This window comes from Simplicispira hankyongi, assembly GCF_003570885.1.
Lineage (GTDB): Bacteria > Pseudomonadota > Gammaproteobacteria > Burkholderiales > Burkholderiaceae_C > Simplicispira > Simplicispira hankyongi.
Genome location: NZ_QXJC01000003.1, coordinates 91,893 through 114,687, shown reverse-complemented (window position 1 = coordinate 114,687; position 22,795 = coordinate 91,893). Strand labels below are relative to the sequence as shown.

Here is a 22,795-nt window from a genome sequence, read left to right as displayed (position 1 = left end):
AGGGTGGGCGCTGCGGTGGTGCGTATGCTCTGCACCTTTGCCCCGTTCTGCGCGCCTTTTCTTATGCCCGATACCCCCCACGACACACCGCCCCCCATCCAGGAAGCCCGCCAGTGGAGCGATGGGCGCTGGACAGCGCAGGTCATCAAGAACGAAGACGACGACGGCTGGGCCGTGGCCATGACCTTGCAGGGCGAAGACGAACCTGCGCTGGTGGGCCCCTGGACCATGGGGCGCGACAAGAAAAACCCCAAGCCGCTGGATGTGAACGCCTTCAACACCCTGGTCAAGACCGCCAGCGAAGTGCTGCGCCGCCACGAGCAACAGTTGCATGCGCAGCTGAACAAGAACGTCACGGTCACGTTTGGGGGCGAGCGCGTCCGGGTGCTGCTTGCGATCGTGCCCGACGAAGAGGGCGCCACGGCCACGCTGAGCGCGGAGGATGCCTTGGGCTTGGAGCTGGCGCGGGTAGCCGTCCCGCCCACCTTCAAGCTGACCGTGGACAGTGCCCTGCAGTGGGCGCACAGCGGGTTTGAGCGCCCGCGCTGAGCGCCAGGATTTACGCGATTTTCTTCAACGCTGCGCCCTTGTGCGCGGCGATGTGGTCCGTTTTGTCGCTCTTGATTTCGTACTGCGGCTCATCTTCACTGGCGCGGTGCGTGTGGCCTTTGTAGTCGAAGTCCTTTGTGTGCACCTTGGTGATGTGGCCGCTGACGTGGCCGGCTTCGGAATTCCAGGTGACGTGGTCACCCACTTTGAAGCTTGAAGGCATGGCGTGGTCCTGGCGTTGGGGGAGCGTGCGACAGGCTGGCTCAAATCACTCCGCTGGCGCGCAGTTGTTCGATGCGCGTGGCATCCAGCCCCAGCTCCTGCAGCACTTCCTCGGTGTGCTGGCCCAGCGCCGGCGGTGCGTTGCGCAGCACCGGCGGGTTGCCGGAGAGGCGCAGCGGGCTGGCCACGCCGGTGATCGTCGCCACACCATCGGGCGCGTCGCCGCTCTTCCAGCGGGGCAGCGCAACGGCCAGGCCGCGCGCTTGCACCTGGGGGTCGGCAAACGCCTGGGCAATGTCGTTGATGGGGCCGCAGGGAACGGCAATGCCCTCCAACAGCGTCACCCAGTCGGCGGTGCTGCGGGTGCGCGTGACTGCTTCCATCGCGGGGATCAGGTCGCCGCGGTGGCGCACGCGCAAGGTGTTGCTGGCAAAGCGGGGGTCTTTGGCCCATTCCGGGTGGCCGGCGGCCTGGCAGAAACGGGCGAATTGGCCGTCGTTGCCGATGGCCAGCAGCATGGCGCCGTCCAGCGTGGCGAAGTCCTGATAGGGCGCCAGGCTGGGGTGGCTGTTGCCCTGCCGCATGGGGGCCACGCCCGTAGCCAAAAAGCCGGATGCCTGGTTGGCAAGGATGGCCATGCCCACGTCGAGCAAGGCCATATCGATGTGCTGCCCCTGCCCGGTGCTGTGGCGCACGTGGATGGCGGCCAGGATGGCGCTGCTGGCATAAACGCCGGTGAATAGGTCCGTCAGCGCCACGCCGACCCGCAGTGGCCCGCCGCCACTCTCGCTGTCCGGCCGACCGGTGATGCTCATCATCCCGGTCATGGCCTGGATCATCAGGTCGTAGCCGGCGCGCTCGGCATAGGGCCCATCCTGGCCGAAGCCGGTGACCGAGCAGTAGATCAGGCGCGGGTTCAGCGCCATCAGGCTGGCGTGGTCCAGGCCGTACTGCGCCAGCCCGCCCACCTTGAAGTTCTCCACCAGCACGTCGGCCTGCAGTGCCATCTGGCGGATCAGCGCCTGGCCCTCGGGCGTCGCGATGTCCAGCGTGACCGAGCGCTTGTTGCGGTTGCAGGCGGTGTAGTAGCTGGCCTGGTCGGTGTCGTGGCCGTCGGCGTCCTTCAGAAAGGGCGGGCCCCAGTGGCGCGTGTCGTCCCCGGCGCCGGGCCGCTCGATCTTGACCACGTCGGCGCCCAGGTCCGCCAGTATTTGCGTGCACCAGGGGCCGGCCAGCACGCGTGAGAGGTCGAGCACGCGGATGCCGTCCAGGGCGCCTGCGGGGTTGGAAGTAGGGCTCATGATGCTTTTAAAAAGATAGCTGACTGCGCTTATGGGGTAAGCGCTAGAGGCCAATTTCTCTTAAAGTTTTAATTCGCAAAGGCGGCAATGCCCGTGATAGCGCGGCCCAGGATCAGCGCGTGCACATCGTGCGTGCCCTCGTAGGTGTTGACCACTTCCAGGTTCACCAGATGCCGGGCCACGCCGAACTCGTCGCTGATGCCGTTGCCGCCCATCATGTCGCGTGCCATGCGGGCAATGTCGAGCGCCTTGCCGCAACTGTTGCGCTTGATGATCGAAGTGGCTTCGACGGCGGCCGTGCCTTCGTCCTTCATGCGCCCCAGGCGCAGGCACCCTTGCAGGCCCAGGGCGATTTCGGTCTGCATGTCGGCGAGCTTTTTCTGGATCAGCTGGTTGGCGGCCAGGGGCCGGCCGAACTGTTTGCGGTCCAGCGTGTACTGGCGCGAGGTGTGCCAGCAGAACTCTGCCGCGCCCAATGCGCCCCAGGCGATGCCGTAGCGCGCACTGTTGAGGCAGGTGAAAGGGCCCTTCAAACCCTGCACCTCAGGGAAGGCGTTGTCTTCAGGCACAAACACCTTGTCCATGACGATCTCACCCGTCACGCTGGCCCGCAAGCCCACCTTGCCGTGGATGGCGGGGGCTGAGAGGCCTTTCATGCCCTTGTCGAGAATGAAGCCGCGAATCGGCCCGACGGCACCGGCCTCGCTCACTTCCTTGGCCCAAACGACAAACACGTCGGCCACCGGGCTGTTGGTGATCCACATCTTGCTGCCCGAAAGCTCATAGCCGCCCGCCACCTTCTTCGCGCGGCTGGCCATGCTGCCAGGGTCCGAGCCGTGGTCGGGCTCGGTCAGGCCGAAGCAGCCGATCCATTCGCCGCTGGCCAGTTTGGGCAGGTATTTCTGGCGCTGCGCCTCGGTGCCGAATTCAAATATTGGCACCATCACCAATGAACTCTGCACGCTGGCCATGGAGCGGTAGCCCGAATCGACGCGCTCGATTTCGCGGGCAATCAGCCCATAGGCCACGTAATTCAGCCCCGGGCCGCCGTACTGCTCGGGGATGGTGGGGCCGAGCAGGCCGACTTCGCCCATCTCGCGAAAGATGCCGGTGTCCATGCGTTCGTGGCGGAAGGCTTCGAGCACGCGCGGTGCCAGCTTGTCCTGGCAGTAGGCGGCAGCGGCATTGCGCACCATGCGCTCGTCGTCGCTCAGTTGCTGGTCGAGCAAGAAGGGGTCGTCCCAATGAAAAGTGGCGTGGGCCATGGTGGTCTCCGGTGGGTTTTGGGTGAGTGGGTTGATGTGCAAAAAACGCATTAAATGCGAATGGTGCGCCATGGTAGAAGCCTTGTGCCATACGCCGCAAGCGAGAATATGGAACTCAGTTATGCGGTTGTGTCATACAAGCGGCCTGTTTGCCTCAGAATATGGTCCGCCAAACCCTCGTTGCTCGCCCATGCGCCGCACCCTTCCCTCTACCCAGGCCCTGGCCTGTTTCGACGCCGCTGCGCGCCACGAAAGTTACACCCGCGCCGCCGATGAGCTTGCGCTCACGCAAAGCGCCGTGTCGCGCCAGATTCTTGGCCTGGAAGACTTTTTGGGCGTGGCGCTGTTTCGCCGCACCCGCCACGGCGTGGCCTTGACGCCGGCCGGCCGCAGCTACGCCCGCCAGGTCGGCCCGCGCCTGCAGGCGCTTGAGCGCGACACGCTCGACGTGATGGCGCACCAGGGCCATGGCGGCGCGCTCACGCTGGCGGCGGTGCCGACCTTTGCCACCCGCTGGCTTATTCCACGCTTGCCGGAATTTGCCGCCGTGCACCCCGACATCGTGGTGCATATCGACACCCGCACACGTCCCTTTTTGTTTGCCGATACCGGTTTTGATGCCGCGCTCTATGCCGGTACACCCGAGCAGGTCGCCCACTGGCCGGGCACGCAGGCGCATTGGCTGATGCACGAGGACGTGCTGCCCGTCTGCAGCCCCAGGCTGCTGGAGGCCGCTGAGCAGCGCGGCCGTGGGCGCGCCCACCAAGGCGTCTCACCGCAGGTGCTGGCCGAACTGCCGCTGCTTCAGCAAAGCACGCGCCCCTACGGCTGGCGCCAGTGGTTCGAAGCCATGGGAACGCCGGCACCACGCGCGCTGGAAGGCCCGCGCTACGAGCTGTTCTCCATGCTCGCCGTCGCCGCCACGCATGGCCTGGGGGTGGCGCTCATGCCGGCCATGCTGATCGAAGCCGAATTGGCGCGCGGTGAATTGGTGGTGGCGTGCCCGCAGCCGCTGCGCGGTGAGCGTGGCTACTACCTCGTGACCCCAGTCCAGGCAAGCACCCCGGCACTCGGTGCGTTTTTGCAGTGGCTGCAGGGGCAGGCGTAGCCGTACGCATTAGCTCGCGGTCGGCTGCTCTTCCTACACCGACGTTCGGGCGAGCCGCGTAGGCTGCGTCTGGTTCCAAAGACCAAGGGAAGGAAGCGAATGTACGGAATCACGGCAGTGCGTTTTGAACCTTCGGGCGCACCGCGTATCGATCAGGTGTTGATGGGCTTATTGGCCCGCGATGGCAGTGGATGGGATCTGCCGCCAGCCTCCGTTCCGCTTGCGGCAGTGATTGACCGGTTGCTCGAAGGCGATGAAATAGTGGCGGTGTGCGAGGCGTCTGGTGGCAAACTGGTGCACAGCGGGCCTGCGGCTTTGCAAGTGCAGGACAGCCTGCACGGCGGCTGGGAAGAAAGTATTGCCTTTCCAGACGATGGAAAGACCCCGGGTCTGCGCGATCTGCCTCGCTTTTGATTGGGCAGGTATCTACAAGGAGAAAACATGCCGCACACACAAACCCCCGTACACGACGACCCCACGGTCGATGAGCTCGAAGCCCTCAAGCGCCTGGAAATGGGCGAGGCCCTGAGCATTCCTGAGGCTTTGCACCGGCATTTGTCGGGGCGCCTGCTGGAATACGGTTACGTGGCACGCGATACGCGCAATGAGTTTGTCATCACGCCCAAGGGCCGAACGCTGATCCGGCGCCAGGACAGCTAAGCACCCCGCTGTAGTCAACAAAAAAAGGCCAGCACTTGGAAAAGTGCTGGCCTTATTCAATTTGGTGCCCGGGGCCGGAATCGAACCGGCACGCCTTGCGGCGGGGGATTTTGAGTCCCCTGCGTCTACCAATTTCACCACCCGGGCAAATGTATGCAGCCGCAAATTATGGCACAGTAGGGCGCATGCAATACCCAACAATTGAGGACACGGTAGGAAAAACGCCCTTGGTGGCACTGCAGCGCATTGGTGTGCAAGACAACGCCGAGCGGCGCAACGTGGTGCTGGCCAAGCTCGAAGGCAACAACCCTGCCGGTTCGGTCAAGGATCGGCCGGCGCTCTCGATGATCCGGCGTGCCGAGGAGCGCGGCGATATCCGCCCTGGCGACACGCTGATCGAGGCGACCTCGGGCAATACCGGCATTGCCCTGGCCATGGCGGCGGCGATTCGCGGTTACCGCATGGTGCTGGTCATGCCCGAAGATGGTTCGGCCGAGCGTGCCCAGGCCATGAAGGCGTTTGGCGCCGAGCTGATCCTCACGCCCAAGAGCGGCGGCATGGAATACGCGCGCGATCTGGCGGTCGGCATGCAAAAGCAAGGCAAGGGGCGCGTGCTGGACCAATTTGCCAACCCCGACAATCCCCGCATCCACTATGAGACCACCGGGCCTGAGCTGTGGGAGCAGACCGAAGGCCGCATCACGCACTTCGTCAGCGCCATGGGGACGACAGGCACCATCACCGGGGTGTCGCGCTTTCTCAAAGAAAAAAACCCGAAGATTCTGGTGATCGGCGCGCAGCCGCAAGAGGGCTCGCGCATTCCCGGCATCCGCAAGTGGCCCGAGGCCTACATGCCTGCCATCTACGACGCCAAAGCCATTGACGAGCTGGTACTGGTCAGCCAGGACGACGCCGAAGACATGTGCCGCCGCATGGCGCGCGAAGAGGGCATTTTTGCGGGCATCTCGGCGGCGGGCGCCTGCTGGGTGGCGCAGCAGATTGCGCTGCGCGAGCACGATGCGACGATTGCCTTTGTGGTGTGCGATCGGGGCGATCGCTACCTCTCCACCGGCGTTTTTCCCGCCTAGAATTTTAGTCAAATCGGCCTCTAGCGCTTAATCCATAAGCGCTACCGGCTATCAAAAAGGAAGCGATGCAGTACGAAACGCGCTTTTGCACCCACTGCGCCACGCCATTGGCCCTGATTACCCAGGCAGAAGACAGCGGCGATGTGGAGCGCCTGCGCTGCCCGGCCTGCGGCTGGACGCACTGGAACAACCCCACGCCGGTGCTCGCTGCCATCGTCGAGATCGACGGCAAGGTGCTGCTGGCGCGCAACGCTGCCTGGCCGGGCAAGATGTTTGCGCTGATCACCGGCTTCATGGAGGCGGGTGAATCTCCCCAAGCCGGTATCGCGCGCGAGGTCAAGGAGGAAACCAATCTCGACGTGCAGAGCAGCGCCTTGGTCGGTTCCTATGAATTTCTGCGCATGAACCAGGTCATCATTGCCTACCACGTGGTGGCCACGGGGCAGGTGCGGCTGTCGCCCGAACTGGTGGACTACCGGCTGTACGATCTGCAGGATCTCAAATGCTGGCCCGCCGGCACGGGGTACGCGCTGGCCGACTGGCTGCGCACCCGCGGGCATGAGCCGGTATTTTTCACGGACGAAGAAAATGCAGAGCGGCGCCGTGGGCTCGATCTGCCGCCAAAGGACTGAATACGATGAACATCGACAAGGAAATCGATACCCGGGGCCTCAATTGCCCGCTGCCCATCCTCAAGGCCAAAAAGGCTTTGGCCGATATGGACAGCGGCCAAGTGCTCAAGGTGGTGGCGACCGACAGCGGCTCGGTGCGCGACTTCCAGGCCTTTGCCAAGCAGACCGGCAACGAGCTGGTGGGGCAGGAGACGGTGGGCGACGAATACATCCACCTGTTGCGGCGGCGGTAGATTTTCCTTGGCTTCGCTGAAGAAAATATTAAGCCAAATAGGCTTCTAGCGCTTTGTACGCAAGCGTTAGAAGCTATCAAACAAGTAGCAAACCGCCCTGCCTCAAAGCGTTAGCGTCTTGAGGTAGCTGCGAAACGAAGCCCCCACTTCCGGGTGCTCCAGCGCCAGTTCCACCGTGGCCTGCAAGAAGCCTTCCTTGCTGCCGCAGTCGTAGCGCTTGCCTTCGTACTGGAAGGCATACACCGCCTCATGCTCCATCAGGCGCCCGATGGCATCGGTGAGCTGGATCTCGCCGCCCGCGCCTGTGGGCTGGTTGCGGATCTGATCGAAGATGGCCGGTGTGAGGATGTAGCGGCCCGCCACGCCCATGCGGGATGGCGCATCCTTGGGAGCAGGTTTTTCCACGATGCGGTCGATGCGGATCAGTGGGCCGCCGGCCGGCTCGCCCGCCACGATGCCGTAGCGGTTGACCTGCTCTTGCGGCACTTCCTGCACCGCAATCACCGAGCGGCCCTGCTGGCGAAAGGCCTGCACCATTTGCGCCAGCACGGGCATGCCGCCCACCGGGCCGCGCATCAGGTCGTCGGCCAGCAGCACGGCAAAGGGTTCGTTGCCGATGAGCGGTTCGGCGCACAGCACGGCGTGGCCCAGGCCGAGCGAGCGTGGCTGGCGCACAAAGGCGCAGTCCATGTCACGGGGCTGCACCGAGCGCACGAGTTCGAGCAGATCGGTCTTTCCGGCGGTCTCCAGCTCGTTTTCCAACTCATAGGCGGTGTCGAAATGGTCTTCAATGGCGCGCTTGCTGCGCCCGGTGACGAAGACCATGTGGCGGATGCCGGCGGCGTAGGCCTCTTCCACCGCGTACTGAATCAGCGGCTTGTCCACCACCGGCAGCATTTCCTTCGGGCTGGCCTTGGTGGCCGGCAGAAAGCGGGTGCCCAGGCCGGCGACGGGGAAGACGGCTTTGCGAACGGTGGCGTGTGGGGTGGAGGCCATGACAATCCTTTGCGGGTTCTTCAATGCAATGCCTAGCCCAGTCGCTGCAATTGCTCCTGCAGGCGATCAAGCGTGCTGGTGAAGTCGGCCATGCGGCGCCTTTCCTGGTCGAGCACGGCAGCGGGCGCCTTGGCGACGAAGGCTTCGTTGGCCAGTTTGGCACGCGCCTTGCCCAGTTCGCCTTCGATGCGAGCGGCTTCTTTTGTCAGACGCGCGCGCTCGGCCGTGACATCAATTTCCATGTGCAGGCACAGGCGCGCGCTGCCGACCACCGCCACCGGCGCCGCCTGGGCGGCGGCTTGCCAGGTGGCCTCCTGGTCAAACACCCGCACTTCGGAGAGCTTGGCCAGGGCCTGCAGCACGGGTGCCGACGTGCGCAGGAACTCTGCGTCGCCCAGCGCATACAGCGGCAGGCGCGTGGCGGGCGAGACGTTCATTTCGCCACGCAGCGTGCGGCAAGCGTCCACCAAGGCTTTCAGGCGCGCGACATAGGCATCGGCCTCCTGGTCGATTTTTTCGCTCTGGCTCTCAGGGTAGCGGGCGATGGAGACCGATTCACCCGCCAGGCCGGCGACAGGCGCTACCTTCTGCCAGAGCTCCTCGGTAATGAAAGGGATGACGGGGTGGGCGAGGCGCAGGATGGCTTCGAGCACCCGAATCAGCGTGCGCCGCGTGGCGCGCTGCTGCGCTGCATCGCCGGTCTGGATCTGCACCTTGGCGATTTCCAGGTACCAGTCGCAGAACTCGTTCCAGACGAAGTCGTAAATCGTGTTGGCAACGTTGTCGAGGCGATATTCGGCAAAGCCCTTGGCGACGTCGCTCTCGGTTTTTTGCAGGGTCGAGACGATCCAGCGGTCGCACGGGCTGAAGTGCAGGTAGTCCTCGGTGCAGCCGTGGCTGGTGTCCAGCCCGCAGTCCTGGCCCTCGCAGTTCATCAGCACGAAGCGGCTGGCGTTCCAGAGCTTGTTGCAGAAGTTGCGGTAGCCCTCGCAGCGCTTGCTGTCGAAGTTGATGCTGCGGCCCAGGCTGGCCAGCGCCGCAAAGGTAAAGCGCAGCGCGTCGGCGCCGTAGGCCGGAATGCCCTCGGGGAATTCCTTTTGCGTGTTCTTGCGCACGGTGGGCGCGGTCTCGGGCCTGCGCAGGCCGGTGGTGCGCTTGCCGAGCAGGGGCTCCAGCGCAATGCCGTCGATCAGGTCGACCGGGTCGAGCACGTTGCCCTCGCTCTTGCTCATCTTCTTGCCCTGCGCGTCGCGCACCAGGCCGTGGATGTACACATGCTTGAATGGCACGCGGCCGGTGAAATGCGTGGTCATCATGATCATCCTGGCCACCCAGAAGAAGATGATGTCGTAGCCCGTTACCAGCACGCTGCTGGGCAGGTACAGGTTGAAGTCGTCAGTGGCGCTGTCGCCCTGGTTCGGCCAACCCATGGTGCTGAAGGGCACCAGCGCCGATGAGTACCAGGTGTCGAGCACGTCCTCGTCGCGGCGCAGCGTTTTGCCGGGCGCCTTGGCTTGCGCTTCGGCTGCGCTGCGCGCCACGATCACGTTGCCGTCCTCGTCGTACCACGCCGGAATCTGGTGGCCCCACCAGAGCTGGCGGCTGATGCACCAGTCCTGGATGTTGTTCATCCACTGGTTGTAGGTGTTGACCCAGTTTTCGGGCACGAACTGCACTTCGCCCGAGGCGACGGCGTCGATGGCCTTTTGCGCGATGCTTTTGCCGGTGGTATCGCCTTCGCCCACCTTGCTCATGGCGACGAACCACTGGTCGGTCAGCATGGGTTCCACCACCTGGCCGGTGCGCGTGCAGATGGGGACCATGAGCTTGTGCTTCTTCACCTCGACCAGCGCGCCAATGGCTTCGAGGTCGGCCACCACGGCTTTGCGGGCGACAAAGCGGTCCATACCGCGGTACTTTTCGGGCGCCTCATCGTTGATGGTGGCGGCAAGCGTCAGCACGCAAATCATCGGCAGCTTGTGGCGCTGGCCCACGGCGTAGTCGTTCTGGTCGTGCGCGGGCGTGACCTTGACCACGCCGGTGCCGAATGCCTTGTCCACGTACTCGTCGGCAATCACGGGAATCTCGCGCCCCACCAGGGGCAGCGTCACCATCTTGCCAATCAGGTGCTGGTAGCGCTCGTCCTCGGGGTGCACCATCACCGCCACGTCGCCCAGCATGGTCTCGGGCCGCGTGGTGGCCACCACCAACTGGCCCGAGCCATCGGCCAGCGGGTAGGCGATGTGCCACAACGAGCCGTCTTTTTCCTCGTTTTCCACTTCGAGGTCGGACACGGCGGACTGCAGCTTGGGGTCCCAGTTCACCAGGCGCTTGCCGCGGTAGATCAGGCCCTGCTCGTACAGCTTTACGAAGGTGTCGGTCACCACCTTGGAGAGCTTGTCGTCCATGGTGAAGTATTCGCGGCTCCAGTCCACGCTGTCGCCCATGCGGCGCATCTGCGTGGTGATGGTGTTGCCGCTGTGCTCCTTCCACTCCCAGACCTTGGCGACGAAGTTCTTGCGCGCCACATCCGGCGTCGGGCCCATGTCGTGGCGGTTGATGCCTTGTTCTTGCAACTGGCGCTCGACGACGATCTGCGTGGCAATGCCCGCATGGTCGGTGCCCGGCACCCACACGGTGTTGAAGCCCCGCATGCGGTGGTAGCGGGTCAGGCTGTCCATGATGGTCTGGTTGAACGCGTGCCCCATGTGCAGCGTGCCCGTCACATTGGGCGGCGGCAACTGGATGGCAAACGAGGGCGCGTCGGCCTGTGGCACGCCGGTGCCGCGCACGCCGGCCCTGCCGTAGCCGCGCTTTTCCCATTCGGGGCCCCAGTGCGCTTCCAGCGCAGCGGGCTCGAAGGATTTGGACAGGGATTGCAGGCCGGGTTGGCGGGCGGGGTCGGTCATGGCTGGGGCTGTCTTCAGAAAAACACAACGGCATCCCTCGGGATGCCGCTGGGCCACTGGGCGTGGCAGTGTGGGGAGGTGCGGGCAATTTTATGCGAATGCAGTGGCGTCAGGCCCGCATGCGGCGCAGTTGGGGCATTGCCAGCGCGGCCAGCAATGCCACGCCCGCCAGTCCCACGCCCGCCATGGCGATGGCGCTTGTGACACCGGTGCTGCGCACCAGCGCACCGGCGGCCACGCCCGAGGCGGCTGGCACCACCTGTGAAATGATGGAATAAATGCCCCTGATGCGCCCGCGCAGGGCATCGGGCGCCTGGCCCTGGATGCCGGCGATGACGAAGCTGATGACCATGCCGCCCAGCAGGCCCATGCCGCTCAGCGCCGTGGCCGATGCGGCGGCGCTGCTCCAGTGGCTGAGCGACGCAAAGAGCAGGCTGGCCGTGACGGTGCCGACGAAGATGGCAGCGCCGTGGTGCAGGTGCTTGCTGAGAAGCAAGGCCGTGACGCCCCCGGCAATCAGCGTCAGCGCCATCAGGCCCAGGTAGCCGCCGCGCTGCAGTTCCGACAGGCCGAGCACTTCACGCGCCAATTTGGGCAGCAGAATCTGCATGGGGCCGGTCATGGCATAGGCCACGATGGCGGCCACGATGAGTTGTGCCAGCAAGGGGTTGGCGCCCACGGCGGCAAAACCTTCGCGCATTTCCTGCGCTACACCCAGGCGGGGGCGGTCGCTGCCGTGGGTGCGGGTGCCCAGCAGCAGCAGGGAAGAGGCGGCAAACAAGCCCATGCCCGTGGCAAACACGGCGGGCCAGCCAAAATGGCTGCGCACCACGCCAATCACCACGGGCGCCAGGCCAAACCCCAGCAGCACCTGCAGGTTGAAGACGATGGTCGCGGGCTTGAGCTTGTCCGCCGGGGCAATCTGCCCCAGAGTGGCCAGTCGGGCCGGGCCGACAAAAGACCAGGCCAGGCCGCCCAGAAATGCCGAGAACAGGGTCCAGGCCACGCGGCTCTGGCCGGTGGTTGCCGCGTCGGTCCACCACAGGCCTGCCAGGCACAGCACAAACAGAGCCTGGGCGCCGTGGATCACCCTTGCCGGAGCCATGCGGTCGCACAAAACCCCGGCAAACCAGCCAAACACGAGCGAGCTGCCGAACGACAGGCCAAACCCCACGCCGGAGAGCCAGTCCGAACCCACCTTCTCCTGCAGGTACAGGATGACGGTGTAGTTGACCATGTGCCCGCCGGTAAACGCCAGCAGGCACGAGAGGTAAAAGCGCCGCAGGGAGATTGGCATGCTCGCAACTCAGCGCCTATTGCGGGGTGATTTCGATCAGGGTGGGCTGGCCATCCTCGATCTGCCAGCTGGGAAATGAGGCGCTGGTGACATAGACCTTTCCGGCCGGTGAGATTTCCACGTCGCGGGTAAAGGTGACGTGGCGCTGCATGGGGAACATGCTCCAGGTCTGTGTGGCGATGTCGTAGCGGTAGACCGAATCGGAGTTGGTGCCGTTGACCCATACCTGGTTGCGCACCCGGTCCACATTGAGCGCGTACGGGGTGTCGCTGCCCTTGGGAACGACCGGCAGGTCCAGGCGCATGAACGCACCGGTGCTGGGGGTGTAGCGCACGATTTGCGATTCGTTGAAGGCCGTGATCCACAGGTTGCCCTCCCGATCACTGCGCAGGCGCCGGGGCGCGCTGAACGGGGTTTTGACCATGGTCACTTTGCCGGTATCGGGGTCCACCGAGGCGATCTCGTCGGTGTGCAGCCGGGCAATCCAGGCCTTGCCGTCTGGGGTGATGTCAATGCCGTAGGGCAGGGGGACGCCGGTGGAAACGTGGTCCACGTTGACGTAGTTGGCAATCGGGATGCCCCAGCCCAGCAGCTTGAAGATGAACGGCGTGAGCTTGACGGTGATGCGTTCCATCAGGCTGCGAAATGGCAGATCGTAGAAGGTGAACTTGTCCGCTGCACGGTCGTACATGCCGACCTGGTTGCTGAGCGCCAGCGTGAACCAGACACGGTTCTTGGCGTCGAAACGCACGGTGTGCGGGTAAAAGCCGCCGTCCATGTCGTGGTAAATGAATGCCTTGGTCTTTGGGTCGAATTCGATCAGGCGCCGCTGGTACGAGGGCGTGATGAAGATGTGCCCGTCTTTGGGGGACTCGGCCAGCGAGTGGATGCCCTGGTAGGTTTCGTGCTTGGGGAAATCGCGCAGGCGACCCGCCAGCAGGCCGCCGAGCTTGTCGCCCGGCCGTGGCGGAATCTTGTAGACGGTGTACCGGCCCGTGGCCGGGTCCACTTCGTAGACCCGGTCCTGCAGGTTGTCCCCCACATACACCATGCCGTTGGAATGCAGCAGCAAATCGTGCATTTGCGACATGCTGTCGCCAATGGGCAGTTCGCGGATGGTGGCTTTGGCCAGGGATGCCCCCCAGGGTGTGCCGGCCGGCACCAGTGAGGGGTTGGCGTGGATCTTCTTCCAGTGCGCCTCCAGCAGGGCGGGAATCTCTTTCTGCTCCTGGCTGGACAGGCGCGAGCCATAGCGCATCATGCGTTGGATGGCGGCGCGCCATTCATCGGCCGAACGTTCGCGGCGCAGCTGAGGCCCGCCCTGTTGGTGGCAGAAATTGCATTGCAGCATGAACTCCTTTTTCAGCGTGGCGTTTGCAAAGTCGATGGTGGACGACCAGGCATTGGCTGGCTGCTGCTCGGCCAAGGCGGCGGGGTCATGCTCCGGGGCCATGACGACGGCCGTGCTGCCAAGCTCCTTGGCCAGGAGCGTTCGATCCTTGTAACCGGGCTTGCGCAGGCGAATCTTCCAGGGGAATTCGGCCGGGGGAATATCGACCTGCCCCCGCGCATCGGTAAAGCGGGCCAGCTCCACATAGGCTTGCTGCTGTTGGCCGCTGGCTGGGTAGCCGTTGTCGGAGGTGTCCACTGCTGCCATGTTGACCGGCTGGCGGCTCACCATCACGGTGGGAACCGGTTTGCCGTCAGGGTCTTGTACCGCAATGGGGACGGCACTGGCCGGTGCGGCGAGCAGAGCTGCGCAGGCCAGGCATACCGCCATGAGGGGTGCTGCGTGGTGGGGGATGCGTGCGTGCATGGTGCTGTCTCCTGGACTGTTCATTTTTCAAATTCGGTGCGAACGCGGCGCTGCATGGCGCGGGCGTACCAGCGGGGGGCCAGTCGGCTGGCCCACCAGGCCATACGTGAGGTGCGGTCAGGCAAAAGCTGCGTGCGGCCCTGCGCCAGCGCGGCCAGGATGCGCTGGGCGATGTCCTGCGGTGCAGACTCGCCCCCGGTGGTGATGCGGGGTGCCGTGGCCGCTGCCCCGGAGCCGCCCAGCGCTGCCGCGCCAATGCCCGTGGCAATGAAGGACGGGCAGATGAGCGTGACCTGCACGCCGCGCTCCTGCACCTCGGTGCGCAGGGTGTCAAAGAAGCCGTGCAGGGCGTGCTTGCTGGCGCAATAGCCGGTGCGGCCCAGCAAAGGGGCGTAGCCCGCCACGCTGGAGAGCGCTGCCACGACCCCGCGCCGAGCCACGATGTGGGGCAGGGCGGCATGGGTCATGTGCACGGCGCCAAAGAAGTTCACCTCCATCACTTTGCGAATGACCTTCGGGTCGGTGTCGGCGAACAGGCTGCGGTGGGAAATGCCGGCGTTGTTGACCAGCACATCCACGCCGCCCCACAGGGCCACCGCATGGGCGATGGCAGCGTCGCAGTCCTGGGGCTGGGTGATGTCGCACACCAGGGTCGTCAGCGCGAGGGCGTGGCCTGTTGCCTGGGCGGACATTGCCTCCTGCATGGCGGCGAGCGCTGTGGCGTTGCAGTCGAGTGCCAGCACGCGTGCGCCGGCTTGCAGGAATGCAGCTACCAGCGCCTGGCCCAGGCCACCCGCTGCGCCGGTGATGACGACACCGCGTGCTTCAAAGCTGCGCATGTTTAGGCACTCTCCTTGCGGGTTTGCATGCGCGCCTGGCGGTACAGCTCGAACACCTCGGCCGAGGTGTAGGTGGGCGTGTAGCCAAACGTGGTTTTGAGCTTGGTGTTCAGCAGCACCGGGCGGTAGCGCAGAAAGTCCAGTTGCTCGGGGCCGTATTGCGTGAGCCCCAGCGGTTTGAGCCCGGCCAGCGCGCCCTGCAGCAGCCAGGCGGGCAACTGCAGCGTGGGTTTTCCCAGGCGCTCTGCAATCTCGTGGATGGTGAGGGCACCATCGCCCGCCACGTTGTAGATGCCCGGTGGGCCGCCCGAGACGGCGCGCAGGATGATGCCCACCACATCCTGGTCCCAGATGAAGACGAACGGGCTGTCGCTGCCCCGGATGGCCAGCAGGCGCGGTTTTTCAAACAGATCGGTGATCTGGTTGTGCACCGTGGCGCCCAGGATGGTGCCGATGCGCAGCACCACCTGTTCCAGCGCGGGGTGGCTGTGGCGGTACTCGGCCAGCATCTCTTCCACCAGCCGCTTGTGGTGGGCATAGGCAAACACCTCGTTGCCGCGCACCGGCATGTCCTCGGTCAGCCAGGCCGGGTTGTCGGCGTGGTAGCCATAGGCGGCGCCGCTGGACGACACCACGATGCGCCGCACGCCTTGCTGCACGCAGGCTTGCAGCAGGTTGCGGGTGCCGTTCACGTCGACGTCGTATTCAAAGTCGCGGCGGCTTCCCTTGCCGGGCGTCACGATGGAGGCCAGGTGCACCACGGTATCGATGGCCTGCTCTGCCAGGGCATCGGCGATGCGCGGGTCGCGGATGTCGGCTTCCTCGTACACCACGCCGGGCAGGTGTTCGGCGGGCGAGCGGATGTCGTGCGCCACGATGTGCGCCGGGCGGCCGGGCAGGGCCGGGTCGGCGAGTTGGGCGACCACCTGGCGGCCCAGGTAGCCGCTGGCACCCGTCACAAGAACGCGGAGGGCGGTCATGGTGCAGTCGCCGCGGCTTGAGTGGCCGGGGCGCCGCCAGGGTCGCGGCGCTTCCAGAACAGGGCCAGCGTCATGCCCGCCACAATGTGCCAGATACCCCACCACGCGGTGACGATGGCCATGCCACCCAGACCGTTGAAGAAGTTGAAGATCAGGATCAGCCCCAGGCCCGAGTTCTGGATGCCCATCTCAAAGGTGATGGCGCGCCGGTCGCGCTCGGCCAGCCCCAGTGCGGTCGAAAGGCCATAGCCCGTGGCCAGCGCCAGCAGGTTGTGGAGAAACACCACCAGGACCACAAACTGGATGTACGCCAGAAAATGCTGGAAGTTGGCGGCCAGCGCGCCCACGATGAAACCCAGCAGCACCAGAAGCGACAGCCATTTCATGGGCTTGCGAATGCGTGCGGCAAAGCCGGGGTAGCGGTGCGCCACCGCCATGCCAAGCACCAGCGGCACCCCCAGCAACAGCACGACGATTTCAAGCATCTCCCAGGGGCTCATTGCCACTTGCTTCATCAGGCCGCTGGTGACCGGGCTCAGGTTGCCCCAGAAGGCAAAGTTGAGCGGCGTCATCACCAGCGCCACCAGCGTGGACAGCGCGCTCACGCTGACCGACAGCGCCGTGTTGCCGCGCGAGAAATGCACCAGAAAGTTGGAGATGTGCCCGGCCGGACAGGACGACACCAGGATCATGCCCAGCGCGATGCTGGGCTGGGGTTGCAGCATCCAGACCAGCACATAGGTCATGGCCGGAAACAGCACGTGGTGCCCGAACAGGCCCAGGGCCAGCGCCTTGGGCGTTTTGAGGGCGCTGCGAAAATCCTCGACCTTGAGGTCCAGCGCCACGCCGAACATCACCAGACCCAGAACGGCGTTGAGGAGCTGCAGCGTCTGCGGGTTGAAATGCAATTGCACCTGGTCAATGGGCGCCATGGTGTGTCTCCTGAATATTATTGGACAGCGCGCAACCGCCTGCTGCCGGGTTTTGCATGGGACTGTAAAAGGGCTACTGGACGCCGCGGCGGTCCATACAGGACACTGGCACGTCAATTCATGACCGGGAGGCAAAGGAGCAGCATGCAGCGCGAGAGTTTCAGCGTGACGGCGCGGTTTACCCATGCTCTGGTGGCAGCCATCGAGCGCCAGGGAGGCAAGGTGCCCGAAGCCATGTGCGACGACACGGCGCAGGAGGGGCGGGTGGACATGGCGCGCCAGGAGGCCCTGTGGGCGCTGTTCATCGCCGCCTGTCCGGGCGACCCGCTGGCCGCGCTGCGCCTGGGAACCGACCTGCAGGCCGGGCATCTGGACATCGTCGGCATGCTGCTGCTCAGTTGCGACACCCTGGGCGATGGCCTGGAGGTGCTGACCGAATACGCCCCCATCATCGGGGACAACGCGCGCTTCGAAATAGCGCCACAAGGCGCCGAGGTGCAGTTGCGCTACCTGCCAGACTATGTGCTGTGCCTGCCGCAGCGGGTGGAGGCCGTGATGGGCTGCGTGGTGAGCCTGGCGCGCTGGATGACCAACGGGCGGTTCCGGGCGCGTGCGGTGTTGCTGGCGCACGCGCCGCGCGCCGATCCGGCGGCCTACGAAGCCTTGCTGGGGTGCCCCGTGCATTTTGACCAGGCGGTCAACGCCGTGTGCATGGATGCCTCCGAACTGCACCATGCCCTGGTGCAGGCCGGCAGCAGCCTGCACCAGCACCTGCGTGCACTGGCCGATGGCGTGCTGGCGTCGCTGGCGCAGGACGGCGTTTCGGCGCGGGTCCAGCAACTGGTGCGCGCCCACCCGCGCTGGGGAAAAGAGCGCATCGCCGAGCAGTTGGGCATGAGCGGGCGCCACCTCAACCGCAAGCTGGCCTTGGAAGCCGTGTCCTTCAAGGGTCTGCGTGAGGCGCTGCTGCACGACATGGCGCTGCAGGCGCTGCGCTCAGGCCAGGCGATCGGTGCCGTGGGCCAGGCGCTGGGGTTTTCCGACGACAACGCCTTTGCGCGCGCCTTTCGCCGCTGGACTGGGGAGTCCCCGGCGCAGTACACAAAAACATGGAAAAATAGCCTCTATCGCTTATCAAATAAGCCTTAGTAGCTATAAAAATAGTAGTTCACAGCGTAGGCGATATAGGCCCGGCCGCGCTACTTCCTTGCCGCCTCGATCTGCACCGTCAGCTGCACTGTCTTGGGCATGCCCATGGCGACGAGGTAGTCCATGCCCCACTGTGTGCGGTCGATACTGCCTTCGAAATCACCGCCACACACCTCGGCCTTGAGGATCGGGCTCTGGTAGCAGTTGAACTGCGTGCTGCTCAGCACCAGGGGCGCCGTTTTTCCCAGCAGCGTCAGCTGTCCGTGCACCTTGGCAACCCGGTCGCCGTCGAATTCGAAGCGGTCGGAGACAAAGCGCATTTCAGGGTACTTGTCGGCGTTGAACAGGTCGGCGCTTTGCAGGTGTTTGTTGAACCCCGGGCTGCCACTGTGCACCGAGTGCGTATCGACGCGCACGTCCACCTGGCCGGTCCTGGCGGCGCGGTCAAACTGCACGCTGCCGCTTGTCTTCTCGAATTGCGCACGGTTGGTCGAGGTGCCAAAGTGCCCTATCGCAAACGTGACAAAAGTGTGATCGGGGTCGATTGCGTACTCTGCGGCGATGGCGGGACCCGTGGTGACGAGCAGGGCGGCGAGGGTGATGGCAGTGCGCATGAAAACCTCCAGCGAGCAAAACCACCAGTTTAGGCCGTTGTCCGCAGCCTGCGATCAACCGCGCCCCGGTATCAGGCCGCGTCCAGTGCTGCGCGCTTCCAGGCGGCAAGCGCGCCCTCGGTGTCGCCGCGCTGCTCGGCCAGGCGCGCCAGATGCCGCCAGGCGTTGGCACGCAGGCCGGAGTCCTGCAGCGCAGGTGCAGCCTGGGCCAGCAGTTGCTGTGCCTTGCCCCAGAGTTGGCGCTGCATGCAGGCGACGCCCGCGAGGTATTGCAGGCGCGTGTCGCGGGGGTTGGCCAGTTGCGCGGCCTCGATGCGTGCCAGCCAGGTGGCATCGAGCGAATCGAGTGCGGTCTCGAGTGCGCGCACCAGACGGCGCGCGTCCAGTTCGGCCAGATTGCCAGGGTGCTCCACCAGTTGCTGCCACACGGGTTCGAGCCAGCGGCGCACCTGGGCTGGCTCGCCGCCGAGTTCGGCCAGGCGCTGCGCGGCATGGATGGCCAGCTCGGGCATGGCGCGCTCGCTTGCGTCCAGCGCCAGCCAGCTGGCAGTGAGTTGTTCTGGGTCGTGGGCGCTGCGAATCAGCTCCGTGGCCAGGCCCCGCACGATGCTTTGCGCAGCGGCCGGTGAGAAGGCGCGGTGCTTGCCCAGCAGGCGTGCCGTTTCCAGTGCTTCTTGCGTTTGCTGCGACAGCCGCGTGGCCTTGAGCTTGATGCGCAGGGCCAGCGTGCGCCGCGCCGCGCCCTGTGGCAGTGCAGCGAGACCCGCCAGCGCCGCAGCGGGTTCGCGGTCGTCGAGCGACCAGCGGGCGGCGCGCAGTTGGGCGCCCTCGCGCAGGTCTTGCGCGAGCGCGCTCGCCATGCCGGTGGGTGGCAGCAAGGCGGCTTCCAGGTGGCGTTCGCGCTCGCCGCGGTCTTGCAACGCGTGCGAGGCATCGGCTGCGACCAGGTTGGCCAGCACACGGACCGATTCGGCCTGCGGCAACGCACTGCCGGTGCTGCGCAGGCTTGCCTCCTGGTCGAGCGCCACCTGGGCGGCCTTGCGCGAGCGCAGGAACCGCCCGCTCATGAGCTGCGCCAGCGCGTCCAGCAGGGCGCCGTGCATGGCGCGTTCCTTCTGCTGCAGGCGCCAGCGCTGGGCCTGGCGCGGCAGGGCGATGAGCGCCGCGAATCCGCGCAGTGCGGCGTACAGCGTCGTGAATGCCAGGGCAAGGCCCAGCAGGACCAGGTTGAGCGAGAGGTCGAGCCGCCAGGGCGGCCAGAAGACGGTGACCGTTCCCTGGTTGTTGCCGGCAAACAGGGCCGAGGCCACCGCCACGGCAAACAGCGCCAGGAGCCAGAGGGTTGCGCGCATCGGCGGGCCCGGTTCTCAGCGCCCAGCGGCCGCCGTGGCGAGCGCGGAGAGGGTTTCGTCCAGGCGGGGTGCCTCGGCCGTCTTCAGGTGCGACTGAATCTGCTGCAGTGCCGTGGCGGCGTTTTGCGTGCGGCGCGATGCCGGGTCGAAGTATTTGTTCAGCGCGCTGCTGGCGATGGTCATGTCGGAGCGCGCGGCGTCAAGCTGGCGCGCGAGGATGCCCAAACGGGCATTGAGCAGCATGAGCTTGAGGTTTTCGCGCAGGAAAAAGGCCTGGTCGGGCGATATCAGGATGGCTTCTGGCTGGTCGATGCGGCGGATGCGCACGAGGCTGCGCAGTTCGTCCTGCACCGCCAGCCAGCCGCGCTGGAGCAGCGCCAGCCAGGCGGGAGAGGGCTCGGACGCAGGCGCGCCCGCTGGCGCCGCGGGGTGTGCACTGGCGGCGAGGCGCTGCGTGGCCGCCGCCTGGGCCACGGCGTTCTTCAGCGGCAAGTCGTCGATTTGGCGCAGCAACTCATCGAGCCGCGCAAGCAGGCCTGCCGTGTCGGTCACGCTGGCGCTGGAGATGCGCTCCAAGTCCAGCGCCAGCGCGCGCTGCACCGGGGACAGGCGAGGCTGCGCGGCACGCTCGATGCGCTGCTGCGCACTTTTGATGGCTGCCACCAGCGGCTGCATGCTGCCGGTGAGCTGCGCCTGCTGCTGCGCCAGGCGCAGGCCGGCGTCGATATCGACCACCAGGTTTTCGTCGCGCGAGCGCGACAGGCTTTGCATCAATTCTTCGAGCTGGCTGCGCTGTAGGGCCACTTCGTTGACGCGTGTTTCCTGCACCGCCAGCTTGGCCGAGGTTTCCTGCGCCAGGTCGCTCGCCTGGCGTGCCAGGGCGCGCGCCTCGATCGCCTGGCGGCCGGCGTCCTGGCTTTGGCGAGCCAGCGCTTCCTGAATGCCGCTGAGCCTCTGCCACAGCAGGGCGCTGCCCGCCAGGCCGAGTACGGCCAGCACGGCCACCAGGGCCAGTGCCCAGCCCAGCATGCGGGCGCTGGACGCGAAGGCGCCAGGGGCTGCGGCCGGTTCGTCGGGTGTGCTCATGCGTGGGATTCTATCGACGTCGCCACGTCCGCCAGCGCGGGTCGGCACTCGAAAACCGCTCCGAAGCCTGCTGCGCGCGCCGCCTCGGCGATGCGCGGGTGCGTGGCCAGAGCGCGTGCGCCGTCCCAACGCTGGTCGGGAAGCGCCGCGCAGAGGTGGCCCAGGGCCTGTGCGCTGCTCAGCACCCACAGCGGGCCGCCGGTGGCTGCGGTGCTGCGGGCCAGCGCAAGCTGGTCATGGGTGAACTGTGGCGCGGCGCGCGTGTAGGCGACGACAAAATCCACCTCGCCGCCCGCCGCGCGGATTTGCGCACTCAGCCAGTCGCGCCCGCTGCCGGTGGTGCTGGCGCCGGGTTCGCTGCCGCGCACTACCAATACCCGGTCGCCTGCGCTGACGCCGGGGCCCACGCGCTCCCACAGGGATTCGGAATCGAACTGGCGGGCCTCGGCTGCGGGCTGGTCAATGCGCTCGGCAGGAACGCCCAGGGCGCGCAGCACGCTGGCGGTGCCCGGCCCCGGTGACCAGACTCTTGTTTTGATAGCTGCTTGCGCTTGCTGCATAAGCGCTAAGGCCTGATTTGACTCAAAAAAATGGCGGGCTGCATTGCCGCTGACAAGCATCACGGCGGTGTAATCGGCCAGGCGCCTTTGCACCGCGGCCAGCGCCTGCGGGTCGCTGGCCGGGGCAATCGCCATCAGCGGCAGCGCCGCCGCCGCAATGCCGCGCGCGGCAAGCGCCTGCACCCACTGCGAGGCCTCGGGTTCTGGGCGCGTGATGAGGGCGCGGGGCGCGGCAGCTGGCATCTGGGGAACAGGCCCTAGTGCGCGCCGCGTTCGCGCAGCTGCGCGGCCACGGCCTGGCCCAGCGCGTCGGCCTGCGCCAGCGTGGTCGCCGACCCGCTCGCGCTGGCACGCACCAGGGGCGTGCGCAGTTCCGGGTCGCCCCAGGCGGCGTCGATGTGCAGTTGCGCGCCATCGAGCCGGGCGTGCGCGGCCAGGGGCATGGAGCAACTGCCGCCCATGCAGCGGCTCACGGCGCGCTCGGCCGCCACGCGCAGCCAGGTGGGCAGGTGGGCGAGCGGCGCCAGGGCTTCGAGCAGATCGCTGCGGTCGGCGCGGACTTCGATGCCCAGCGCGCCCTGGCCGGCGGCGGGCAGCATTTCGGACTCGTCGAACTCGCAGCGAATGCGCTCTTGCAGCCCCAGGCGTTTCAAGCCAGCGGCCGCCAGCACGATGGCTTCGTACTGGCCTTCATCGAGCTTGCGCAAACGGGTGTCGAGGTTGCCGCGCAGTGGCTCGATGCGCAGGTCGGGCCGCAGCGCTTGCAGCAGCACGGTGCGGCGCAGGCTCGACGTGCCGACCACCGCGCCCTGGGGCAGGTCTTGCAGGCGGGCATGGCGCGGCGAGACGAAGGCGTCGCGTGCGTCCTCGCGCTCCATCACGCAGGCCAGGGCAAAGCCTTCGGGCAATTCCATGGGAACGTCCTTGAGCGAGTGCACGGCGATGTCGGCGCGGCCGTCCTCCAACGCGGCTTCCAGCTCTTTCACGAACAGGCCTTTGCCGCCGACCTTGGAGAGCGTGCGGTCCAGAATCTGGTCGCCCAGCGTGGTCATGCCCAGCAGGCTGACTTGGTGGCCGCGTGCCGCCAGCAGGGCTTGCACATGTTCGGCCTGCCACAGGGCCAAACGGCTTTCGCGCGTGGCGATGACGATCTTCAGGGGTTTGGAATTCACGGCGCGGCAGAGGAAAAACTTGAGCCAGGGATGCT

General features: G+C 65.9%; 23 protein-coding genes and 1 tRNA gene. 8 read left to right on the top strand and 16 right to left on the bottom strand.

The genetic code is table 11. From position 1 onward, the window contains the following. Window positions 1-63 precede the first annotated feature (63 nt). Window positions 64-549, top strand: a complete 486-nt coding sequence (locus tag D3F03_RS07240) for a hypothetical protein (RefSeq protein ID WP_119108732.1) — start codon at window positions 64-66, stop codon at window positions 547-549. 10 nt (window positions 550-559) lie between these two features. On the opposite strand, the gene D3F03_RS07235 is transcribed toward D3F03_RS07240, so the two are convergent. The 3 genes from D3F03_RS07235 to D3F03_RS07225 all read right to left on the bottom strand — a co-directional run bounded on the left by D3F03_RS07235 (window position 560) and on the right by D3F03_RS07225 (window position 3,337). Continuing rightward, window positions 560-772: a hypervirulence associated TUDOR domain-containing protein gene (locus tag D3F03_RS07235; RefSeq protein ID WP_119108731.1), complete on the bottom strand. Its 213-nt coding sequence runs from the start codon at window positions 770-772 to the stop codon at window positions 560-562. 40 nt (window positions 773-812) lie between these two features. Further along, window positions 813-2,072, bottom strand: a complete 1,260-nt coding sequence (locus tag D3F03_RS07230) for a CaiB/BaiF CoA transferase family protein (protein WP_119108730.1) — start codon at window positions 2,070-2,072, stop codon at window positions 813-815. A gap of 68 nt (window positions 2,073-2,140) precedes the next feature. Further along, window positions 2,141-3,337 carry an acyl-CoA dehydrogenase gene (locus D3F03_RS07225; protein WP_119109430.1) on the bottom strand — a complete coding sequence of 399 codons (1,197 nt, stop codon included), beginning with the start codon at window positions 3,335-3,337 and terminating at the stop codon, window positions 2,141-2,143. 190 nt (window positions 3,338-3,527) lie between these two features. Here D3F03_RS07225 and D3F03_RS07220 point away from each other — a divergent pair, with 190 nt between their 5' ends. From D3F03_RS07220 to D3F03_RS07210, 3 genes are all read left to right on the top strand, one after another. Continuing rightward, entirely contained in the window at window positions 3,528-4,445 is a 918-nt protein-coding gene (locus D3F03_RS07220; RefSeq protein ID WP_119108729.1) for a LysR substrate-binding domain-containing protein, read from the top strand. A gap of 99 nt (window positions 4,446-4,544) precedes the next feature. Continuing rightward, window positions 4,545-4,859, top strand: a complete 315-nt coding sequence (locus D3F03_RS07215; RefSeq protein ID WP_119108728.1) for a hypothetical protein — start codon at window positions 4,545-4,547, stop codon at window positions 4,857-4,859. A 27-nt stretch (window positions 4,860-4,886) separates the two neighbouring features. Beyond that, window positions 4,887-5,105 carry a hypothetical protein gene (locus tag D3F03_RS07210; RefSeq protein WP_119108727.1) on the top strand — a complete coding sequence of 73 codons (219 nt, stop codon included), beginning with the start codon at window positions 4,887-4,889 and terminating at the stop codon, window positions 5,103-5,105. 62 nt (window positions 5,106-5,167) lie between these two features. Here D3F03_RS07210 and D3F03_RS07205 read toward each other — a convergent pair. Then, window positions 5,168-5,252: transfer RNA gene (locus D3F03_RS07205), tRNA-Leu, on the bottom strand. 38 nt (window positions 5,253-5,290) lie between these two features. Between D3F03_RS07205 and cysM the strand changes: the two genes are divergently transcribed. From cysM to D3F03_RS07190, 3 genes are all read left to right on the top strand, one after another. After that, window positions 5,291-6,193: a cysteine synthase CysM gene (gene cysM, locus D3F03_RS07200; protein WP_119109429.1), complete on the top strand. Its 903-nt coding sequence runs from the start codon at window positions 5,291-5,293 to the stop codon at window positions 6,191-6,193. 65 nt (window positions 6,194-6,258) lie between these two features. Beyond that, window positions 6,259-6,825 carry an NUDIX domain-containing protein gene (locus D3F03_RS07195; protein ID WP_119108726.1) on the top strand — a complete coding sequence of 189 codons (567 nt, stop codon included), beginning with the start codon at window positions 6,259-6,261 and terminating at the stop codon, window positions 6,823-6,825. A gap of 5 nt (window positions 6,826-6,830) precedes the next feature. Then, on the top strand, window positions 6,831-7,058 hold the full coding sequence (locus D3F03_RS07190) for a sulfurtransferase TusA family protein (RefSeq protein ID WP_119108725.1): 228 nt from the start codon (window positions 6,831-6,833) through the stop codon (window positions 7,056-7,058). 102 nt (window positions 7,059-7,160) lie between these two features. Here D3F03_RS07190 and galU read toward each other — a convergent pair whose 3' ends face one another. From galU to D3F03_RS07155, 7 genes are all read right to left on the bottom strand, one after another. Continuing rightward, window positions 7,161-8,054: a UTP--glucose-1-phosphate uridylyltransferase GalU gene (galU, locus tag D3F03_RS07185; protein WP_119108724.1), complete on the bottom strand. Its 894-nt coding sequence runs from the start codon at window positions 8,052-8,054 to the stop codon at window positions 7,161-7,163. Between the two features lie 32 nt (window positions 8,055-8,086). After that, window positions 8,087-10,963: a valine--tRNA ligase gene (locus D3F03_RS07180; protein ID WP_119108723.1), complete on the bottom strand. Its 2,877-nt coding sequence runs from the start codon at window positions 10,961-10,963 to the stop codon at window positions 8,087-8,089. Between the two features lie 109 nt (window positions 10,964-11,072). Continuing rightward, on the bottom strand, window positions 11,073-12,260 hold the full coding sequence (locus D3F03_RS07175; protein WP_119108722.1) for an MFS transporter: 1,188 nt from the start codon (window positions 12,258-12,260) through the stop codon (window positions 11,073-11,075). A 16-nt stretch (window positions 12,261-12,276) separates the two neighbouring features. Then, a complete protein-coding gene (locus D3F03_RS07170) occupies window positions 12,277-14,076 on the bottom strand; it encodes a Vgb family protein (protein WP_147414712.1) in 1,800 nt (599 codons plus the stop codon). Between the two features lie 20 nt (window positions 14,077-14,096). Further along, window positions 14,097-14,915, bottom strand: a complete 819-nt coding sequence (locus D3F03_RS07165) for an SDR family oxidoreductase (RefSeq protein ID WP_119108720.1) — start codon at window positions 14,913-14,915, stop codon at window positions 14,097-14,099. 2 nt (window positions 14,916-14,917) lie between these two features. Then, entirely contained in the window at window positions 14,918-15,895 is a 978-nt protein-coding gene (locus D3F03_RS07160; RefSeq protein ID WP_119108719.1) for an SDR family oxidoreductase, read from the bottom strand. Beyond that, entirely contained in the window at window positions 15,892-16,827 is a 936-nt protein-coding gene (locus D3F03_RS07155; RefSeq protein WP_119109428.1) for a bile acid:sodium symporter family protein, read from the bottom strand. Before D3F03_RS07155 ends, D3F03_RS07160 begins: the two co-directional genes overlap by 4 nt. A gap of 144 nt (window positions 16,828-16,971) precedes the next feature. Between D3F03_RS07155 and D3F03_RS07150 the strand changes: the two genes are divergently transcribed. After that, a complete protein-coding gene (locus tag D3F03_RS07150; protein WP_158606145.1) occupies window positions 16,972-17,976 on the top strand; it encodes an AraC family transcriptional regulator in 1,005 nt (334 codons plus the stop codon). Between the two features lie 50 nt (window positions 17,977-18,026). Here the strand turns inward: D3F03_RS07150 and D3F03_RS07145 are convergent, their stop codons facing one another. The 5 genes from D3F03_RS07145 to hemC form a co-directional block, all read right to left on the bottom strand. After that, window positions 18,027-18,590, bottom strand: coding sequence for a YceI family protein (locus tag D3F03_RS07145; protein ID WP_119108718.1), 564 nt, complete (start codon window positions 18,588-18,590; stop codon window positions 18,027-18,029). A gap of 71 nt (window positions 18,591-18,661) precedes the next feature. Next, on the bottom strand, window positions 18,662-19,942 hold the full coding sequence (locus tag D3F03_RS07140; RefSeq protein WP_119108717.1) for a heme biosynthesis protein HemY: 1,281 nt from the start codon (window positions 19,940-19,942) through the stop codon (window positions 18,662-18,664). A gap of 15 nt (window positions 19,943-19,957) precedes the next feature. Then, the gene (locus D3F03_RS07135; protein ID WP_119108716.1) at window positions 19,958-21,028 is read right to left on the bottom strand and encodes a uroporphyrinogen-III C-methyltransferase; all 1,071 of its coding nucleotides are present in this window, start codon (window positions 21,026-21,028) and stop codon (window positions 19,958-19,960) included. Further along, window positions 21,025-21,831 (bottom strand): uroporphyrinogen-III synthase, encoded by an 807-nt coding sequence (locus D3F03_RS07130; protein ID WP_119108715.1) that lies wholly within the window; start codon window positions 21,829-21,831, stop codon window positions 21,025-21,027. The genes D3F03_RS07135 and D3F03_RS07130 overlap by 4 nt, the downstream gene beginning before the upstream one ends. Before the next feature lie 14 nt (window positions 21,832-21,845). After that, window positions 21,846-22,760: a hydroxymethylbilane synthase gene (gene hemC, locus D3F03_RS07125; RefSeq protein WP_119108714.1), complete on the bottom strand. Its 915-nt coding sequence runs from the start codon at window positions 22,758-22,760 to the stop codon at window positions 21,846-21,848. Window positions 22,761-22,795 lie beyond the last annotated feature (35 nt).

Bases quoted from the DNA above. Each gene is read 5' to 3' on its own strand.
- D3F03_RS07230 (WP_119108730.1), bottom strand. From the start codon at position 2,072: ATGAGCCCTACTTCCAACCCCGCAGGCGCCCTGGACGGCATCCGCGTG.
- D3F03_RS07235 (WP_119108731.1), bottom strand. From the start codon at position 772: ATGCCTTCAAGCTTCAAAGTGGGTGACCACGTCACCTGGAATTCCGAA.
- D3F03_RS07165 (WP_119108720.1), bottom strand. From the start codon at position 14,915: ATGCGCAGCTTTGAAGCACGCGGTGTCGTCATCACCGGCGCAGCGGGT.
- D3F03_RS07150 (WP_158606145.1), top strand. From the start codon at position 16,972: ATGCAGCGCGAGAGTTTCAGCGTGACGGCGCGGTTTACCCATGCTCTG.
- D3F03_RS07140 (WP_119108717.1), bottom strand. From the start codon at position 19,942: ATGCGCGCAACCCTCTGGCTCCTGGCGCTGTTTGCCGTGGCGGTGGCC.
- D3F03_RS07135 (WP_119108716.1), bottom strand. From the start codon at position 21,028: ATGAGCACACCCGACGAACCGGCCGCAGCCCCTGGCGCCTTCGCGTCC.
- D3F03_RS07175 (WP_119108722.1), bottom strand. From the start codon at position 12,260: ATGCCAATCTCCCTGCGGCGCTTTTACCTCTCGTGCCTGCTGGCGTTT.
- D3F03_RS07130 (WP_119108715.1), bottom strand. From the start codon at position 21,831: ATGCCAGCTGCCGCGCCCCGCGCCCTCATCACGCGCCCAGAACCCGAG.
- galU (WP_119108724.1), bottom strand. From the start codon at position 8,054: ATGGCCTCCACCCCACACGCCACCGTTCGCAAAGCCGTCTTCCCCGTC.
- D3F03_RS07240 (WP_119108732.1), top strand. From the start codon at position 64: ATGCCCGATACCCCCCACGACACACCGCCCCCCATCCAGGAAGCCCGC.
- cysM (WP_119109429.1), top strand. From the start codon at position 5,291: ATGCAATACCCAACAATTGAGGACACGGTAGGAAAAACGCCCTTGGTG.
- D3F03_RS07160 (WP_119108719.1), bottom strand. From the start codon at position 15,895: ATGACCGCCCTCCGCGTTCTTGTGACGGGTGCCAGCGGCTACCTGGGC.
- D3F03_RS07170 (WP_147414712.1), bottom strand. From the start codon at position 14,076: ATGCACGCACGCATCCCCCACCACGCAGCACCCCTCATGGCGGTATGC.
- D3F03_RS07225 (WP_119109430.1), bottom strand. From the start codon at position 3,337: ATGGCCCACGCCACTTTTCATTGGGACGACCCCTTCTTGCTCGACCAG.
- D3F03_RS07145 (WP_119108718.1), bottom strand. From the start codon at position 18,590: ATGCGCACTGCCATCACCCTCGCCGCCCTGCTCGTCACCACGGGTCCC.
- D3F03_RS07190 (WP_119108725.1), top strand. From the start codon at position 6,831: ATGAACATCGACAAGGAAATCGATACCCGGGGCCTCAATTGCCCGCTG.
- D3F03_RS07220 (WP_119108729.1), top strand. From the start codon at position 3,528: ATGCGCCGCACCCTTCCCTCTACCCAGGCCCTGGCCTGTTTCGACGCC.
- D3F03_RS07155 (WP_119109428.1), bottom strand. From the start codon at position 16,827: ATGGCGCCCATTGACCAGGTGCAATTGCATTTCAACCCGCAGACGCTG.
- D3F03_RS07210 (WP_119108727.1), top strand. From the start codon at position 4,887: ATGCCGCACACACAAACCCCCGTACACGACGACCCCACGGTCGATGAG.
- D3F03_RS07195 (WP_119108726.1), top strand. From the start codon at position 6,259: ATGCAGTACGAAACGCGCTTTTGCACCCACTGCGCCACGCCATTGGCC.
- D3F03_RS07180 (WP_119108723.1), bottom strand. From the start codon at position 10,963: ATGACCGACCCCGCCCGCCAACCCGGCCTGCAATCCCTGTCCAAATCC.
- D3F03_RS07215 (WP_119108728.1), top strand. From the start codon at position 4,545: ATGTACGGAATCACGGCAGTGCGTTTTGAACCTTCGGGCGCACCGCGT.